Here is a 17,204-nt window from a genome sequence, read left to right on the forward strand (position 1 = left end):
GCTAACGGCTGGGTGCTGGCGGGGAAACGCACAGCAGCGCACAATGGCTGTGCGTTTTTCGCAAAACAAGGCAGCCATGAGCCCCGATACCCTCACCGACCAGTTGAGCCTGTTCCTCGATGTGCTGGAGACCGGCAGTTTTTCCGCCGCCGCCCGGCGCCATCCGCTGACCCCGTCCGCGGTGGCCCGACGCATCGATAACCTGGAAAATGCCGTCGGCAGCCGCCTGTTCACCCGTAGCACCCACGCGGTGCGCGCCACACCCGCCGGCAATGCCTTTGCCGAACGGGCCAGGCGCATCATCGAGGAGCTGCGCCTGGCCCGGGCCGAGGCGGTATCGCTGAGCAACGCCCCTGAAGGCCTGATCCGCATCGACGCCCCCGCCGCGTTCGGCCGTCGCCACCTGGCCCCGGCCATCGCCGACTTCCTGGTGGCCTACCCAGGCCTGGACGTGCAACTGCGCCTGATCGACAGCTTCGTCGACCTGCATGGCAGCCACTTGGGCGAGGTCGACCTGGTGCTGCGCGCCGGCCCCTTGGCCGACACCCGGCTGGTCGCCACGCCACTGGCCTACATGGTGCGCATCGCCTGTGCCAGCCCGGCCTACCTGGCCAGCCGCGGTGTGCCCACATGCCCCAGCGAACTGCCCGGGCACGACGGCCTGGACTGGGACGGCCTGGCACCGCCGTTCGCCTGGCGCTTCAACGTGGCCGGGCAAAACCGCCTGTACCGCCCCGCGCGCATGCGCATGGCCGCCAACAATGCCGAAACCCTGCTGTTCGGCGCCCTCGCCGGCTTAGGTGTTGCCCACCTGCCCACCTGGCTGATCAGCGAATACCTGCTGCGGGGCGAGCTGGTGCCGCTGTTTTGCGACGGCGGCCTGCCCGAAGCCGAGACCAGCGGCATTTATGCGCTACGCCTGGAACATGAAACGAACTCTCGCAGCCGTTTGCTGCTCGAATTCCTCAAGAGCCGCTTCAGCCCGATTCCACCCTGGGACCTGGCCTTGCGCAGTGAACTGCGCGAGTAATGCGCGCACTAAAAACAAGCGTGCCAGAATTCCCCATTGATCAATTTCAAGGACCTGCATGAACGCCGACACCCAAGCCTCCTGTGACGAGCTGCTGCTGGACAACCAGGTCTGCTTCGCCCTGCACTCCACCTCGTTGCTGATGACCAAAGTCTACAAACCGCTGCTGCAGGCCCTGGGCCTGACCTACCCGCAGTACCTGGCCATGCTGGTGCTGTGGGAGCGCGACGACCTGACCGTGGGCGAAATCAGCCAGCACCTGCTGACCGACCCGGGCTCGCTCACCCCGCTGCTCAAGCGCCTGGAAAGCGAAGGCCTGCTGCAGCGTAACCGCAGCCGGGAAGACGAACGGGTGGTGATGGTGCAACTGACCGACAAGGGCCGCGCCCTGCAACAGCAAGCCAAAGCAGTGCCGCCGTGCATCCTCAAGGCCAGCGGGCGCAGCCTGGAGCAGTTGCAGCAACTGCAAGCCGACCTGCTGAACCTGCGCGAGAACCTGCAGAAAAACCTCTGACAGCTATGCTGTGCAATGGCCGTTCGGACGAGCGGTAATGATTTATCTTGCGCGCTAATTAATTGCGCGCTAATTTAAGTCCCACACCAACCCGCGCCCTCCTTCAACCGGGAGCGCACAGCACATTAGCGAGGCTCAAGATGCAAAAGGTCACTCCGCTGTACATCGCAGAAGCTACCTCCACCGGTGGGCGCGACGGCAAATCCAAGTCCAGCGACGGCAAGCTGGTCGTCAGCCTGAGCACCCCCAAGGAACTGGGCGGCGCTGGCGGTGACGGCACCAATCCCGAGCAACTGTTCGCCGCCGGTTACTCGGCGTGCTTCATCGGCGCCCTCAAATTTGTAGCCGGGCAAGAGAAAAAAGCCCTGCCGGCCGATGCCTCGATCATCGCCAAGGTGGGCATTGGCCAGATCCCGGGCGGTTTCGGCCTGGACATCGACCTGCACATCAGCCTGCCGGGCCTGGCCCAGGCCGATGCCGAAGGGCTGGTGGAGAAGGCGCATCAGGTGTGCCCTTACTCCAATGCCACACGCGGGAACGTGGATGTGCGCCTGCACGTAACCGTCTAAGGCGGTAAATCTGACGGTTTGCGCGATTCCCTGTAGGAGCAGCCTTGTGCTGCGAAGGGGCCGGTAGGGCTAAAGATCATCTCGGCTGCAATGGCCTCTTCGCAGCACAAGGCTGCTCCTACAGGGTGCTGAGTTAGCCATGGGTCATGGTGCAAGACAGTTGCTCCCGTCAGAGCAAGCATCGAGAACTGGCGAAAACACAGGCACAAAAAACCCGGCCGAGGCCGGGTTTTTTGTGCTCATTGCAAGAAGGATTACTTCTTGGAACGGCCCTTGTACACGCCACCTTCGCGAGTGTCGATGTCGATCCACTCGTCGATGTTGATGAAGTCGGCAACCTGGAGTTCGGTACCGTTCTTCAGTTTGGCAGGCTTCATGACCTTGCCCGAGGTGTCGCCGCGAGCAGCGTTCTCGGTGTAGACAACCTGACGGCTGATGGTGGTCGGCAGTTCAACCGATACCAGACGGCCTTCGAAGAACACGGCTTCGCAGATGTCTTCCATGCCTTCTTCGATGAACGGCAGAACGGCTTCGATGTCCTCGGCGTTCAGCTCGTACATGGTGTAGTCGGTGGTGTCCATGAAGGTGTACGAGTCACCGCTGATGAACGACAGGGTCGCTTCTTTGCGATCCAGGATCACGTCGTCCAGCTTGTCGTCCGCACCGTATACGGTTTCGGTCTTGTAGCCGGTCAGCAGGTTTTTCAGCTTGGTCTTCATGATCGCGCTGTTACGGCCCGACTTGGTGAACTCAGCTTTTTGAACCAGCCACGGGTCGTTGTCGATCCGCAGGACGGTACCGGGTTTCAGCTCTTTACCAGTTTTCATTACGAAGTATCCGAATCTGGATGGATTTATAAAAATCGAGGCCGCGTATCATAGCGAATTTCGGTAAAAGTGTACTAGCGCTGTGGCAAGGTCCAGCTGAGCGGCCTGTCGAACCGCCCACAGCCGGGCATGCTGTTGCAGTTCTGGCCAGTGCTGGCGGGCTGCCTGCCACGCCTGGCCCATGTTACGGTCCATGTTCCAGGCACGCCACAGGCCCAGCAGGGCGGCATCGGCTTCATCTGACAGGCCGCGTCGATAATGCGCCAGAAACGCTTCGAGCTTTTCCCAGTGGGCGTTCTCGTCCTGCACATAGATGTGCCACAGCATCGGCTGCCCGGCCCACTGCGCACGCAAGAACGAGTCCTCGCCGCGCACCGCGTTGAAGTCGCAACTCCACAACAGCCGGTCGAAGTCGTCCTGGCTGACGAAAGGCAGCACCTGCACGGTCAGCGCCCCGCGCTGGCGCACGCTGCCCACTGGCAGCGGCGCCTCGCCAAGCCACTGGCTCAGCCCCGCGACGATGCGCCCTTGGGGCACCAGCAGGTGGCACGGTTGCGCGCCTGTGGCCAGGGCATCGAGCCAACTGGCCAATTGCGGGTTTTCGTAGGCAAACAGCGAGAGCAGCAATGCCCCCTGCTCGGGCTCTACACCAAGCCCCTGCAGAAACGACTGGCGTGCCTCGGCCGATTGCTGGAACGCGTCGCGCCGCGCCAGCAGCGAGCCCTCGCGCAGCAGCCCGCCGGTTTTCTCGGTAAAGCCGGGGAAGAAAAACACCTTGCGCAGGCCGTTGGGCTGCGGCGAAGGCAAGCCATGGCAGCCCTCCACCCAGTCCTCGGCGCTGAGGTATTCAAGGTTCAGCCACAGCGGCGGCGTGGCGCGGGCACGCATTGCCTCTACGTAAGCCGCCGGCAACTGGCAGGCGAAGGCACCGATCACCACATCCGCCGGTGCCACCGGCAGCCAGGCCGCCGGCCACTGACGCACATCCACACCGTGCTGCCACTGCTGCGCAGCGTTGGCATCCGCCCCTGGGCACATGGGCGTGAATGCTTGCAGGTCGTCTACCCACAGGCGTACCGCCAAGCCATGCTCAGCCACCAGTTGCCGGGCCAGGCGCCAGGTCACACCGATATCGCCGTAGTTGTCGACGACACTGCAGAAAATGTCCCAGGTGGCTTTCATGCGCCCCTCCCGTTCTGGTGCAAAAACCGCGAATTCTGCGGATAAATTGTCGCCGACAAAAGCACCCGCACGGAAAAATGCCCAAGCGCATGCGACAATGCACCCGACCTACCCTGCCAGGAGGCTGCCATGGCCCGCCACCGTGAACTGAAAATCACCCTCAAGCCGCTGCCGTTGATTGTATGCGTTGCCTTTGGCCTGTGGCTGGGCGCCGTGGCCATTGCCGCGAGCCTGTGGCTGGCGCTGCAACTGTGGCCCCAACAGGTGCAGCCGCTGGCCCAGGCCGTGGCGCCCAGCGTTTACCGGCCTGCCGCCCCCTCGGCGCCAGCCCCGGCACAAGACGCCCAGGCCGAAATGTTCGAGCACTACAAGGACATGCTGCGCAAACAGGAACTGCAACAGGCCGCCGAGGCCGCCCAGGGCAACCCGCGCAACCTCAACAGCCCCAAATGCCAGTTCTGGATGCAGCAGAACCGTACCGCCCCCACCGACAAAAGCCAGGCCAATGTGCTGGAGTTCTGCTACTGACCATGGACAAGACCCGCCTGCTGGTGCAGATCGTCGCCACCCTCGAGCATGACCTCGACGTGCTGACCCGTGCGGCGCAAAGCGCCTACGAAACTGCCACCGCCGAAGAGAACATTGCCGAGAACAAGTACGACACCCTGGGCCTGGAAGCTTCGTACTTGGCCACCGGCCAGGCCCGCCGCAGCGCCGAAATCCGCCAGGCGCTGCTGATCTACCAGCAATTGCTGCTGCGCGACCATGACCCTGCGCGCGGGGTGCAGATCAGCAACCTGGTGACCCTGGAAGATGACGCTGGCGGGCAGCGCCGGTTGTTCCTCGGCCCTGAGGCGGCGGGGTTGAAGATTGGCGAGGGGGATGAATTGGTGACCGTGATCACCCCGCGCTCACCGCTGGGGCAGCAATTGATGGGCAAGCGGGTGGATGATGAGGTGAGCCTGGGGGCGCAGGCATTGTTCATTACCGGTATTGCCTGATCGGGCCCTATCGCCGGCAAGCCAGCTCCCACAGGATTACCACAGGCCTGAATACTTTGGGGTCCCTGTGGGAGCTGGCTTGCCGGCGATAGGGCCGCTACAGGCAATACACAGCTAACGGGTTTGCAAGGCATCGAACCGCCCCGCCAACCCCTGTTCGGCAAACTGCTCCACCACAAAATCGATAAACGCCCGGGTTTTGCCCGGCATCAGCTTGTGCTCGGCAAAATACAGGCTGATATGCCCGTCATCCACGTACCAGTCCGGCAACACTCGCCGCAGCCGACCACCCTGCAAGTAAGGGACGGCAAACGGCAGGCTCACCAAGGCAATCCCCAGCCCCTGCTCGGCCACCGCGCAAGCCGCGTCCGAATCGCTCATGGTCATCGCCTGGCGCAGTTGCATCGGCTGTTGCACCTGCCAGCGGCTGGTCAACGGCCACGAGCGCACCCGCCCGGTCTGCGGTGAGCGGATCAGGATGCCATCGTGCCGCTGCAGCACCTGCGGGTCGTCGATCGGTGCGTGCCGCTCCAGGTAGGCCGGTGCTGCCACCAGCACCCGGTGGGCCGGGGTCAGCTTGCGCGCCACCACCCCCGGCGGCAGATCGAAACCACCGCCAATCGCTGCATCGAAGCCTTGGCCGATCAGGTCGACCTGGCGGTTGTCGAAATGCCAATCCGGGGTGATGGCCGGGTAGCGGCGCAAGAACTCGCCCAGCAAAGGCAACACATACAAACGCCCGAACACCGTGCCCATGCTCACCCGCAACAGCCCGGCTGGCTGGCCTTCGGCGCTGGCCAGGTTGGCCACGGCGTACTGGATAGTGCGGAAGCTGTCGCCGACCTCGCCAAGAAAACGCTGCCCCGCCTCCGTCAGGGTCAGCTTGCGGGTACTACGCTGGAACAACCGCACGCCCAGGCGCGCCTCCAGCTGGGCCACATGCTTGCCCACGGCGGCGGGCGTAATGCTCAGGCGCCTGGCAGCCTCGGCAAAACTGCCAACTTCGGCACTGCGGATGAAGCATTCCAACGCGTTGAACGATTCCATGGCCATGATTAGCAACCAAAGGTTTACTCTGCCGATAGTGATTGCCATCTTATCAGCAGGTAATCAAGCGCCGATACTTTGCCCATCCAAGGCATTTCGGCCTGGCTTCCAGCAGGAGATCAGCATGTCCAAGCAACTTTCACTCGAAGGCAAAGTGGCCCTGGTTCAGGGCGGTTCCCGCGGCATAGGCGCAGCCATCGTGCGGCGCCTGGCCCGCGAAGGTGCGCAGGTGGCCTTCACCTATGCCAGCTCCGCAGGCCCGGCAGAAGAACTGGCCCGCGAAATTACCGAACACGGTGGCAAAGCCCTGGCCCTGCGGGCCGACAGCGCCGACGCAGCCGCCGTGCAACTGGCAGTGGATGACGCCGTGAAGGCCTTCGGCAGGCTGGATATCCTGGTCAACAACGCCGGTGTGCTGACGGTGGCACCGGTGACCGAATTCGACCTGGCCGACTTCGACCACATGCTGGCGGTGAACGTGCGCAGCGTGTTTGTCGCCAGCCAGGCCGCAGCGCGCTACATGGGCCCGGGCGGGCGCATCATCAATATCGGCAGTACCAACGCCGAGCGCATGCCCTTTGCCGGTGGAGCGCCTTACGCCATGAGCAAGTCGGCGCTGGTTGGCCTGACCCGTGGCATGGCGCGTGACCTGGGGCCACAGGGCATTACCGTGAACAACGTACAGCCGGGGCCGGTGGACACCGACATGAACCCCGCCAGCGGCGAGTTTGCCGAGAGCCTGATCCCGTTGATGGCGATTGGGCGGTATGGCGAGCCGGAAGAGATTGCCAGCTTTGTGGCGTACCTGGCGGGGCCAGAGGCGGGGTATATCACCGGGGCAAGTCTGACGATTGATGGTGGGTTTGCAGCTTGATTTGATGGGGCCAGAACAGGATGGTTGATTGAGAACTAAACATTGGTGTCATGCCTGATACTTCTTGATAATTCCCCCGCTTGACTACTGCCCGCCACGAGATCTCCATGAACGCCCCCACTCTCAGCCGCGCCATGATCCTGCTGATGGCCACTGCCACCGGCCTGGCCGTGGCCAGCAACTACTACGCCCAACCGCTGCTGCACAGCATCGCCCAGCAGTTCGGCCTGAGCACTGCCAGCGCCGGCAGTATCGTCATCGCCGCGCAGCTCAGCTATGGCGCCGGCCTGTTGCTGCTGGCGCCACTGGGTGACCTGTTCGAGCAGCGCCGGTTGATCACCGTGATGACCGCCATTGCTACCCTGGGCCTGGTGATCAGTGCCTGTGCGCCGAGCCTGCCTTGGCTGCTCCTCGGCACGGCGCTGACCGGGTTGTTCTCCGTGGTGGCGCAGATCCTCGTGCCCATGGCTGCGGCCCTCAGCGAGCCGCATCAGCGTGGGCGCGCAGTCGGCACGCTGATGAGCGGCCTGCTGCTGGGCATCCTGCTGGCACGTACCGCTGCCGGCTTCATGGCCGAGCTGGGCGGCTGGCGCAGCATCTACGTGCTCGCCGCTGTGCTGATGGCGATCACCGCCGTGGCGCTGTACCGCAACCTGCCGCAGCACCACAGCCATGCCGGGCTGAAGTACCCGGCGCTGATAGGCTCGGTGTTCCGGCTGTTTATTGAAGAACCGGTGCTGCGCCTGCGCTCGCTGCTCGGCCTGCTGGCGTTCAGCCTGTTCGCCCTGTTCTGGACGCCCCTGGCGTTTCTGCTGACCAAGGGCCCGTACCATTATTCGGATGCGGCGATCGGCCTGTTCGGCCTGGCCGGTGCGGCCGGTGCGCTGTCGGCCAACTGGGCCGGGCGCCTGGCCGACCGCGGCAAGGGCGCGCTGGGTACTACCGTGGGCCTGGTGGTGTTGCTGCTGTCGTGGGTGCCGCTGGGCTTTGCCGAGCACTCGTTGCTGGCCCTGCTGCTGGGTGTGCTGTTGCTCGACCTGGCGGTGCAACTGGTGCACGTGAGCAACCAGAACGCGGTGATCGCCCTGCGCCCCGAGGCACGCACGCGGCTGAACGCCGGGTACATCACCTGCTACTTCATTGGCGGGGCGCTGGGGTCGTTGCTGGGCACGCAATTGTTCCAGCACCAGGGCTGGATGGGCATTGTGGTGGCGGGCTTGGTGATTGGCGGGCTGGCGTTGCTGGTGTGGCTTGTATCTGCCCGCAAAACCACCGTGTAACCCCAGTGGGCGACAATGCACCGCACTACCCTCCGTCGCATGGTCGTTGACTTGCCTGGCCGGGCAGCGCTCATTAGGCGCTGGTCAATGCCCTTTCCCGACAGGACGACGTTATGACAAGACTCACGGTGCAATCCGGCGATTTCTTGCAAGGTGAAGGCGAGTATCGCAATGGATCGCTCACACTCAAGACCCCGCGTAGCCCTTCCCCGGGTGAGCGGATTTCCCTGTCCCGCATCAGCGACCTCAGGCTGGCCAGCCTCGAAACCAACCGCAGCCTGGGCAGCGCCCTGGGCTGGGGCGTCGCCGGGGCCCTGGTGGCCGGGCCGGTGGGGCTGCTTGCCGGGCTGTGGCTAGGCGGCAAGGAGCAAGAAGCCACCTTCCTGGCCACCTTCAAGGATGGGCGCAAGCTCATGGCCATTACCGACGGCAAGACCTGGTCGAAGATCGATGACAGCTGGCGCCAGCACAAGCGCCCCGCCAACCAGGGCTGAATATCGCGGGGCCTGGATCGTTTTATGCTGAAGGCGGCTGCTAAGATGCCGCCTTTTTCATGGCCTGTGCCCATCCAGGAGCCCCGCATGCCCCCGTGTCACCCCCGCCTGCCCCTGAGCCTGCTCAGCCTGGGCCTGGCCCTGCATTGCCCCCATGTGCTCGCCGAAGACAGCGTGGTGCTGGCCCCACTGCAGGTGTCCGACACCTATGCCAATGACGGCTACCAGGCTCGCCAGGCAGCGGTGGGCAGCTTCCAGCCCGCGCCCTTGCTTGATACCCCGGCCGCCATCAGCGTGTTCAGCCAGCAACTGCTGGAAGACCGCCAGGTGCGCAAGCTCAGCGAAGTGCTGCAAAGCGATGCCTCGGTTGGCGAAAGCTACGCCCCCATCGGCTACTACGAAAACTTCAACGTCCGAGGCTTCGAGCTGAATGCCGCCAGCAGCTACCGCATCAACGGCCAGACCATCGCCGGCGAGCAGAACGTGGCCTTGGAGAACAAGCAGCAGGTGGAGCTGCTAAAGGGCTTGTCGGGGCTGCAAAGCGGTGTGTCGGAGCCGGGCGGCCTGATCAACTACGTAACCAAGCGCGCCGAGGATGTGCGCAGCGTGACGGTGTCGACCAACGAACAAGGCGAACGCTACCTGGCCACCGACCTGGGTGGCTGGTTTGGCAGCGAAAAACAGTTCGGCCTGCGGGCCAACCTCGCCCATGAAGACATCCGCTCCTACGTCGACCACGCAGATGGCAAACGCGACTTCGCTTCGCTGGCATTCGACTGGCAGATCAGCCCGGATGCCACCCTGCAGCTGGATGCCGAATACCAGCACCGCGAGCAGCGCTCGGTGCCGGGTTATCAACTGCTGGGTGGCACCGAAGTGCCCCACGGCATCGACCCGGACGACCGCCTGGCTTACCAGGATTGGGCAAAGCCCGTGCAAAACGACTCGCTGAACCTGGGCGGGCGCTTCGAGTACCGCTTCAACGAGGCCTGGACCGGCACCTTGAGTGCCTCGCGCAGCAAGGTGGTGATCGACGATTACAGCGCCTTTGCCTGGGGTTCGAGCGAGGGCGCGTTCTTTGGCAGCAATGGCGACTACGACATCTACGACTTCCGCAGCCCCGACGACACCCGCCGCACCGATGAAGCACAGGCCATGCTCAACGGGCACTTCGATGCGCTGGGCGTGGGGCATGAACTGACCATGGGCACCAGTGCGCAGCGACGCACGCTGGATCAGCGCCCGTACTACAACGAGTGGCTTGGCACCGGCAACATCTACACCGGGGCCCCAGCCTTCGAGCCGTCCGACAAACCCGTCGGCGCCAGCGAACGCCGACTGGACAGCCGTCAGTACGGCTTGTTCGTCAGCGACCGCATCAGCTTCAACGACCAGTGGCAGACCGTGCTGGGCGCCCGTGAAGTGCGCCTGGATGAAAAGACCTGGGACGAGAACGGTGTTGCCGGGCGCCATACCCGCCAATACGAGTTACTGCCCAATGCTGCACTTATCTACAAGCCGCAGCCAGACACCACGCTATACGCCAGCTACGCCAAGGGCCTGTCTGCCGGCGGCACGGCACCCTGGTTTGCCAGCAACGCCGCCGAAATCCTCGCGCCCACGACTTCGCACCAACTGGAACTTGGCCTCAAGCACGACTGGCAAGGCGTGAGCTTCAGCGCCGCGCTGTTCCAGATCCGCCAGGCCTACCAGTACGCACGCCCAGACGGTGCTGGCAACTTCACCTACGTACAGCAGGGCCAGCAGAAAAACACCGGCCTGGAGCTGGGCGCCAGCGGCTGGGTGAGCCAGAACCTGCAAGTGCAGGCCAGCGCCGCAGCCATTCGTGCGCGGGTGAAGGACAGCGGTACCGATGCCTATGAAGGGCACCAGGCGATCAACGTGCCCAGGTTCCGGGCAGCACTGCACGCGCAATACTCGCTGCCGGTACCGGGGCTGGCACTGTTGGGCGGGGCGCGTTACAGCGCCAGCAAGTATGCGAGCCAGGCGGGCAATGTGGAGGTTGGCGGGTATACCGTGTTCGATGTAGGGAGCCGGTACCGTACGCGCATTGGCGGGTATGACACGGTGCTGCGCCTGACCGTGGATAACGTGTTCGACAAGCGTTACTGGCGCGATGTGGGGGACTACCTGGGAGATAACTATCTGTTCCAGGGCGCGCCACGCACGGCTCGGCTGTCGGCCTCCGTCAGCTTCTAGGTTTGTTGGGGCTGCTTTGCAGCCCATTCGCAGCACGAGGCTGCTCCTACAAGGGACTGCGCCAGTTGCAGGGCTCGCGCCCTCCTGTAGGAGCAGCCTTGCGCTGCGAATGGGCCGCAAAGCGGCCCCAATGGCCCTGAAAACAAAAAGCCCCCGTGCTTTTCAGCGCGGGGGCTCTTCGTAGAATGTGGCGGTGAAGAAGGGATTTGAACCCTTGATACGATTTCTCGTATACACACTTTCCAGGCGTGCTCCTTCGACCACTCGGACACTTCACCGTTTCTCTTCAAGCCTTGCGGCCCGTCGAGGTGCGCTAATTTAGTGAAAGACATTCCCTTTGGCAAGCACTTTTTTCAAATTTTTCATGTATTTGCATTTGGACCGCGGTGAACACTGACCGACCAGTCAGCCTTGCTGCTTTACCTGGCCTCTGGCGCTGGGTAACGTCGTCGCCACGCCAACAAAAGGACTCTGCCATGAGCGAGCTGATTACCTACCACGCCGAAGACGGCATCGCCACCCTGACCCTGAACAACGGCAAGGTCAATGCCATCTCGCCAGACGTCATCACCGCCTTCAACGCCGCGCTCGACCGCGCGATCGAAGACCGTGCAGTGGTGATCATCACCGGGCAGCCAGGCATCCTGTCGGGTGGTTACGACCTCAAGGTGATGACCAGCGGCCCGAAAGAGGCCATCAGCCTGGTCACTGCCGGCTCCACCCTCGCCCGCCGCCTGCTGTCGCACCCGTTCCCGGTGGTGGTTGCCTGCCCGGGCAATGCCGTGGCCAAAGGCGCCTTCCTGCTGCTGTCGGCCGATTACCGCATTGGCGTCGAAGGCCCGTACAAGGTGTGCCTGAACGAAGTGCAGATCGGCATGACCATGCACCATGCCGGTATCGAACTGGCCCGCGACCGCCTGCGCCGCTCAGCTTTCCACCGGTCGGTGATCAACGCCGAGGTGTTCGACCCGCACGCGGCGGTTGATGCCGGCTTCCTCGACAAGGTGGTGCCGGCTGAGCAACTGCAAGAAGCGGCACTGACGGCGGCGCGTGAATTGAAGAAGCTGAACATGCTGGCGCACAAGAACACCAAGCTGAAAGTGCGCAAAGGCCTGCTAGAGGCGCTGGACAAGGCGATCGAGCTGGACCAGCACCATATGGGCTGATAATCGACTCACCCCTGCGCTCACGCTCCTACAGGGAAAGTGGGCGCAGCACCTGAATTTGCCCGAACCAGTGCACACCCGTACACTCCGGCGACCGTCTGGTGTGAGTCGTACCATGCTTTATTCCTTGCGCATGCTTCTGCTGGCGCTGCATTTCCTTGTGGTTGGCGTCGTGGGCCTGGTCATTGGCCTGTGCCGCCCTTTCAACCCCGACAACAGCCGGGTATTCGCCCACCTCTACAGCCGGCCGGCCACCTGGCTGATGCGCATCAAGGTCAAGGCCGAAGTCGGCCCGCTGTGGGACCAGCCACCCGGTTGCGTAATCATCGCCAACCACCAATCCAACTACGACCTGTTCGTGGTGGGCCAGGCGGTGCCACGACGCACCGTGGCCATCGGCAAGAAGAGCCTGGGCTGGGTGCCGCTGTTCGGCCAGCTGTTCTGGCTGGGCGGCAACGTGCTGATCGACCGCAAGAACAGCTACCAGGCCCGCAAGGCGCTGCAGGAAACCACCCGCGTGCTGCAGGATGACACCTCGATCTGGGTATTCCCCGAAGGCACGCGTAACCCTGGCGAACACTTGCTGCCCTTCAAGAAAGGCGCGTTCCACATGGCCATCGAGGCAGGTGTGCCGATTGTGCCGGTGTGCGTCAGCCGCTACGCCACGCGCATGAACCTGAACAGCTGGCGCCAGCGCACGGTGGTGGTGCGCTCGCTGCCGCCCATTGCCACCGCCGGCATGACTCAAAAGGACATTCCGGCGCTGATCGAGCAGTGCCGGGTGCAGATGCAGCAATGCATCGACCGCATGGAACACGAGCTGGCCTGAAGCGGGTTGCTCTTGGGCCGGCTACGGCCCAAGCTGTACCCCGTGTTCAACCGGAATAAGCGGGCAACCATGGGTCGAGTCGTGGCATCGGCGGTGTACAGCGCCGGCAGAAAGGTCACCAACATCAGCATCGACGAAGGCAGCGAGTGGGCGCGCAAGCCGGGGCACTTTGTGTGGATCGGCCTGGAAGAGCCCAATGCCGAGGAGCTGGCCAACCTGCAATGCCAGTTCAACCTGCACGAACTGGCCATCGAAGACGCCCTGGAAAAGCACAGCCGGCCCAAACTGGAAACTTTCGGCGACGCGCTGTTCATCGTCACCTATTCGCCAGTGCGCCACGAAGGCAAGCTGGAGTTCATCGAAACCCATATCTTTGCCGGCAACGGCTACATAATCACCTGCCGAAATGGCCACTCCAAGTCCTACGCCCTGGTGCGCCAGCGCTGCGAGGCCCGGCCGCTGCTGCTGGAGCACGGTGAAGACTTTGTGCTGTACGCCCTGCTCGACTTCGTCACCGAGAACTACCAGCCGGTCAGCGAGGCGATTCATGGCGAGATCGAAGAGCTGGAACAAAGCGTGCTCGGCGGTTCCTTGCAGGAAGACGACATCCGCCGCCTGCACAGCCTGCGTCGCGACATCCTGCGCCTGCGCCGCTATGTGGCGCCGATGGTGGAAGTGAGCGAGGAGTTGCAGCGCCTGAGCTTCCCGTTTATCGACAAGAACATGCGCCCGTACTTTCGTGATGTGCAGATCCACGTGACGCGGCAGATGGAAGACCTGGCCGGCATCCGTGACATCGCCAGCCAGACCATCGAGATCGGCATGCTGCTGGAGTCGTCACGGCAGAGCATCGTGCAGCGCAAGTTCGCGGCCTGGGCGGCGATCCTGGCGTTCCCTACGGCGATTGCCGGGATTTACGGGATGAACTTTCAGAACATGCCGGAGCTGGGGTGGCACTATGGGTATTTCGGGGTACTGGGGGTGATCGTGCTGGGGTGTACGGGGTTGTTTGCCAGCTTCAAGAAGTCTGGCTGGCTCTGAGATTGCCAGGGCCGCTTTGCGCCCCATCGCGACACAAGGCCGCTCCCACAAGGTATCACGATCAATCTGTAGGAGCGGCCTTGTGCCGCGATGGGCTGCGCCGCAGCCCCCGGTCATCACGCTGCGTTATCTTTACTCGCCGGCTGCTGGATAAAGCGCATCATCCACTCCCCAACCAGGTCGCCCTGGTGCTCGCTGGCCAGGCTGGCCACGGCCTTGTGGTACACCTCATCCCCCAAATACTCCTGGCGGGCATCCAGCAGCGCGCGGGAGTAGTCGTGCACGAACTCCGGGTGGCCCTGGAAGCACAGCACCTGGTCACGAATGTGGTACGCCGCATTCGGGCAGAAATCGCTTGAAGCAATGACCGTGGCGCCTTCCGGCAATTCGGTGACCTGGTCCTGGTGGCTGATCAGCAAGGTCAGCTCCGACACCTCCGGGTCCATCCACGGCGCATGGGCCGCCAGCGAGTAGCGATGGATGCCCACGCCCCAGCCCTTCTCTGCCCGCTCGGCCTTGCCACCCAGGGTCAACGCCAGCAACTGATGGCCAAAACACACACCCAACAGCTTCTCGCCACGCTCGTACAGTTTCAGCAAGTAGGCCTTGAGTGTCTGGATCCAGGCATCGGTACCGAACGAATCGGCCTTGCTGCCCGTCACAAGGTAGGCATCAAACACTTCATTGTCGGCGGGGTAGTCGCCGTGCATCACGTTGTAGACACGAAATTCGGCGGCGATCGGCTGACGCGAGAAGAGCTGCTCGAACATCCTGCCGTAGCCCTGGTACTGCGCCGTCAACTCCGGTCGCAGGACATCGGTTTCAAGGATGCAGATGCGTAACGACATAGGGGTAGTCCTGAACGACATGGGTGGGAATCTGCTGTAGAGACTGACGCGAAAGGCACGTACAAGCAAGTAGGCTGCACTGACGAACGGTCACATTTCGTCGGTACGTGCCTGGCAGTTGCGCCACTGTCTAGCCAGAGCATGCCAGCCAGATGGCACATGGCCTCATAGCGAATGGAAATCACCGGACCAGACAATTAGAACAAAGGGTTCTCAAACATGGATCACACACCCCCTACTGTTGGTTGTATATCCACTTTCAAGAGGCAGGCAGTTCTGGCACCACGCGGTGCCACTGTGATCGACCCGAAGCGCGACAAGGAAGCCAACGGGTATTCAGGAATAACAACAAGAAGGCGGTCCGCCATGTTCAGACAATCAAAAATTCGCCAAGCTGGGCTCATTCTGTTTGCCACGACTTTGCTGTTGATCTTGCCGAACCTGACACGTTTGTTCGGCTGACAGCGGCGGTGGCGCCAACAGGCAGCGCACAGGTAACCTGCCGGCCTTGATGGTCGGAGATTGCCCATGCGCCACTGCCTTGCCCTGTTTGCGTTGTTCCTGAGCCTGCCGCTGTCGGCGGCGCAACTGCACCTTGAACTGGGCACCAGCGCGCGCGAGTGGAGCAGCGCCGAGTTGCTCGGCCACCCACAGGCCCAGGATATCAGCGTCGATCAGGATGTTTCCTACAAACGCCCCATGCACTATCGGGCGGTGCCGTTGGCCACGCTGCTTGTAGGCGTGAGCCCAAGCGATCACCTGCAAGCCGTGGCACTGGATGGCTTTGCCGCCGAGATGCCCGCCGCACCGCTGCTGCAGCAAGGGCCGGCACGGGCCTGGCTGGCCGTGGAAGACCCCGACAAGCCGTGGCCCGCACTGGGCAAGGGCAAGCCCAGCGCGGGGCCGTTCTATCTCGTGTGGACTGAGCCCCGGGCCAGCGGCATCCGCCCGGAGCAGTGGCCATTCCAGATTTCTACCCTGCGTAAACTGGCGGCTGTCGAGACGCGGTTCCCGGCATTGCTCCCCGACCCGAAGTTGCCAGCTGACAGCTCCGTGCGCCAGGGCTTTGCCTTGTTCCAGCAGAACTGCATGGCGTGCCACCGCCTGAACGGCGCCGGGGATGCGCAGATGGGGCCGGATTTGAATATGCCGCACAACCCGACCGAGTATTTTCAACCAGGTTATTTGCGCAAGTTGATTCGCGACCCGCAAAGCCTGCGGCAGTGGCCACAGGCAAAGATGCCGGGGTTTACTGAAAGTGTACTGAGTGAACAGGAACTGGATGCGTTGCTGGCCTATCTGGGGCATATGGCCGGGCGCAAACCGTAAGCGCAGCGTGTGCTTTTTCGCGGGCTTGCCCGCTCCCACAGGATCACCACAGGGCTAAACATTGTGAGATATCTCTGGGAGCCCCGCGAAAAAGGCAACGGATACCTTCAGGCAGTCTGCCGTTCGTGCTTGACGCCCCACCCTTCCACCTCCCCCCCATAAGGTGTCACCAGTTGCTCAAAGGTCTCTTCAAAGTCGCCAATACCGCCATAGGTGGCGTACATGACCTTGCTCAGTTCCAGGTGCCAGGCACCGTCGCCCAGCTCTTTCACCTGGGCATTGAGCGATTCGCCACGAAACTGCCCGGCGGCACGGCGTGCCCCTGCTTCGTCGGGGAATACGGCATAGAACTCGATGGGGTGGATCTGGGTGAAGTCGAAACCGCCTGCTTTCATCTGGCGCAGGACGTTGGTGCTGATATCGTCGTTCTGGCTGCTCATGAATCGTCCTCCTGAATAAAGCAATGGATAGACTTTCCGTGCACTACGCACCTGCCGGCAATCAATGGCCGAACAGTCCGAGCTGATGCAAGACGCGAATTGAAACGGCGCCAACCCGCAGAATAGGCGGGCACCTTTCATCATCGTAGCGCCTGAACAGGCGCCACGCAAACGTGTGGGTCAAGGCGCTTCGTGGATGCTGGTGATGGTCACCCCACTATGCTCCTTGAGCCAGCGGGCGGTCGGGGAAATGGTGCGGTCCTGGAAGTCGTTGAGGTCCAGCTCGTCCATCACCGGGAACAGCTGCGAACGGATGGCCCTTGCAGCTTCCTCTTCGCTGGGACGATGCTCAGCCCGCAGCATCATGGTGGACGGTTCGCCTTTTTGATCGGCAAAAGTGACTTCCCACTCTTTCATTGAACAAGTCCTCCCAATCCAGAGACACCAAGGTGTGATGCCTGATCAACTGACCTTGGGGCTGGGAGAATGTTCAGTCTGTTGGTGCCTCATCAC

19 protein-coding genes and 1 tRNA gene are annotated in these 17,204 nt (G+C 62.7%); 13 read left to right on the forward strand and 7 right to left on the reverse strand.

Annotation, left to right across the window (positions count from 1 at the left end; all coding sequences use genetic code 11):
• Window positions 1-76: 76 nt before the first annotated feature.
• The 3 genes from SB765_RS19520 (at window position 77) to SB765_RS19530 (ending at window position 2,113) form a co-directional block, all read left to right on the forward strand.
• Window positions 77-1,030, forward strand: coding sequence for a LysR family transcriptional regulator (locus tag SB765_RS19520; protein WP_341797916.1), 954 nt, complete (start codon window positions 77-79; stop codon window positions 1,028-1,030).
• 58 nt (window positions 1,031-1,088) lie between these two features.
• A complete protein-coding gene (locus SB765_RS19525; RefSeq protein WP_341797915.1) occupies window positions 1,089-1,544 on the forward strand; it encodes a MarR family winged helix-turn-helix transcriptional regulator in 456 nt (151 codons plus the stop codon).
• A gap of 140 nt (window positions 1,545-1,684) precedes the next feature.
• Complete coding sequence (locus tag SB765_RS19530) at window positions 1,685-2,113, forward strand: organic hydroperoxide resistance protein (protein ID WP_410911394.1); 429 nt, start codon at window positions 1,685-1,687, stop codon at window positions 2,111-2,113.
• A gap of 254 nt (window positions 2,114-2,367) precedes the next feature.
• On the opposite strand, the gene SB765_RS19535 is transcribed toward SB765_RS19530, so the two are convergent.
• Window positions 2,368-2,940, reverse strand: a complete 573-nt coding sequence (locus SB765_RS19535; protein ID WP_172222905.1) for an elongation factor P — start codon at window positions 2,938-2,940, stop codon at window positions 2,368-2,370.
• Window positions 2,941-2,988: 48 nt separating this feature from the next.
• Window positions 2,989-4,122 (reverse strand): elongation factor P maturation arginine rhamnosyltransferase EarP, encoded by a 1,134-nt coding sequence (earP, locus tag SB765_RS19540; RefSeq protein ID WP_410931779.1) that lies wholly within the window; start codon window positions 4,120-4,122, stop codon window positions 2,989-2,991.
• 129 nt (window positions 4,123-4,251) lie between these two features.
• On the opposite strand from earP, the gene SB765_RS19545 reads away from it, so the two are divergent.
• Together SB765_RS19545 and SB765_RS19550 are read left to right on the forward strand one after the other, a co-directional pair.
• On the forward strand, window positions 4,252-4,650 hold the full coding sequence (locus tag SB765_RS19545; protein WP_063425517.1) for a hypothetical protein: 399 nt from the start codon (window positions 4,252-4,254) through the stop codon (window positions 4,648-4,650).
• Window positions 4,651-4,652: 2 nt separating this feature from the next.
• Entirely contained in the window at window positions 4,653-5,123 is a 471-nt protein-coding gene (locus SB765_RS19550) for a GreA/GreB family elongation factor (RefSeq protein WP_410931780.1), read from the forward strand.
• A 114-nt stretch (window positions 5,124-5,237) separates the two neighbouring features.
• Here SB765_RS19550 and SB765_RS19555 read toward each other — a convergent pair whose 3' ends face one another.
• A complete protein-coding gene (locus SB765_RS19555; RefSeq protein ID WP_341797911.1) occupies window positions 5,238-6,176 on the reverse strand; it encodes a LysR family transcriptional regulator in 939 nt (312 codons plus the stop codon).
• Between the two features lie 118 nt (window positions 6,177-6,294).
• On the opposite strand from SB765_RS19555, the gene SB765_RS19560 reads away from it, so the two are divergent.
• From SB765_RS19560 to SB765_RS19575, 4 genes are all read left to right on the forward strand, one after another.
• Window positions 6,295-7,044, forward strand: a complete 750-nt coding sequence (locus tag SB765_RS19560; protein ID WP_410931781.1) for a 3-oxoacyl-ACP reductase family protein — start codon at window positions 6,295-6,297, stop codon at window positions 7,042-7,044.
• 107 nt (window positions 7,045-7,151) lie between these two features.
• Window positions 7,152-8,324 carry an MFS transporter gene (locus tag SB765_RS19565; protein WP_341797909.1) on the forward strand — a complete coding sequence of 391 codons (1,173 nt, stop codon included), beginning with the start codon at window positions 7,152-7,154 and terminating at the stop codon, window positions 8,322-8,324.
• Between the two features lie 113 nt (window positions 8,325-8,437).
• Window positions 8,438-8,818, forward strand: coding sequence for a hypothetical protein (locus tag SB765_RS19570; RefSeq protein WP_341797908.1), 381 nt, complete (start codon window positions 8,438-8,440; stop codon window positions 8,816-8,818).
• Window positions 8,819-8,905: 87 nt separating this feature from the next.
• A complete protein-coding gene (locus SB765_RS19575) occupies window positions 8,906-11,038 on the forward strand; it encodes a TonB-dependent siderophore receptor (protein ID WP_410931782.1) in 2,133 nt (710 codons plus the stop codon).
• Window positions 11,039-11,226: 188 nt separating this feature from the next.
• Here the strand turns inward: SB765_RS19575 and SB765_RS19580 are convergent.
• A tRNA-Ser gene (locus SB765_RS19580) sits at window positions 11,227-11,316 on the reverse strand.
• 198 nt (window positions 11,317-11,514) lie between these two features.
• Here SB765_RS19580 and SB765_RS19585 point away from each other — a divergent pair.
• From SB765_RS19585 to SB765_RS19595, 3 genes are all read left to right on the forward strand, one after another.
• A complete protein-coding gene (locus tag SB765_RS19585; RefSeq protein ID WP_341797906.1) occupies window positions 11,515-12,204 on the forward strand; it encodes a crotonase/enoyl-CoA hydratase family protein in 690 nt (229 codons plus the stop codon).
• Between the two features lie 115 nt (window positions 12,205-12,319).
• Entirely contained in the window at window positions 12,320-13,033 is a 714-nt protein-coding gene (locus SB765_RS19590) for a lysophospholipid acyltransferase family protein (protein ID WP_059395246.1), read from the forward strand.
• Window positions 13,034-13,102: 69 nt separating this feature from the next.
• Complete coding sequence (locus SB765_RS19595) at window positions 13,103-14,074, forward strand: magnesium and cobalt transport protein CorA (RefSeq protein WP_024717731.1); 972 nt, start codon at window positions 13,103-13,105, stop codon at window positions 14,072-14,074.
• 116 nt (window positions 14,075-14,190) lie between these two features.
• On the opposite strand, the gene SB765_RS19600 is transcribed toward SB765_RS19595, so the two are convergent.
• Window positions 14,191-14,922 (reverse strand): amidotransferase, encoded by a 732-nt coding sequence (locus SB765_RS19600; protein ID WP_341797904.1) that lies wholly within the window; start codon window positions 14,920-14,922, stop codon window positions 14,191-14,193.
• Window positions 14,923-15,450: 528 nt separating this feature from the next.
• On the opposite strand from SB765_RS19600, the gene SB765_RS19605 reads away from it, so the two are divergent.
• Window positions 15,451-16,251, forward strand: a complete 801-nt coding sequence (locus SB765_RS19605; RefSeq protein ID WP_410911404.1) for a c-type cytochrome — start codon at window positions 15,451-15,453, stop codon at window positions 16,249-16,251.
• Between the two features lie 107 nt (window positions 16,252-16,358).
• Here SB765_RS19605 and SB765_RS19610 read toward each other — a convergent pair whose 3' ends face one another.
• Window positions 16,359-16,691 carry a ribonuclease E inhibitor RraB gene (locus SB765_RS19610; protein WP_016500954.1) on the reverse strand — a complete coding sequence of 111 codons (333 nt, stop codon included), beginning with the start codon at window positions 16,689-16,691 and terminating at the stop codon, window positions 16,359-16,361.
• Window positions 16,692-16,871: 180 nt separating this feature from the next.
• Window positions 16,872-17,108 (reverse strand): hypothetical protein, encoded by a 237-nt coding sequence (locus SB765_RS19615; RefSeq protein ID WP_016500955.1) that lies wholly within the window; start codon window positions 17,106-17,108, stop codon window positions 16,872-16,874.
• Between the last annotated feature and the right edge of the window lie 96 nt (window positions 17,109-17,204).

Origin of the sequence: Pseudomonas sp. SIMBA_067, from assembly GCF_046534675.1 — a bacterium.
GTDB lineage: Bacteria > Pseudomonadota > Gammaproteobacteria > Pseudomonadales > Pseudomonadaceae > Aquipseudomonas > Aquipseudomonas putida.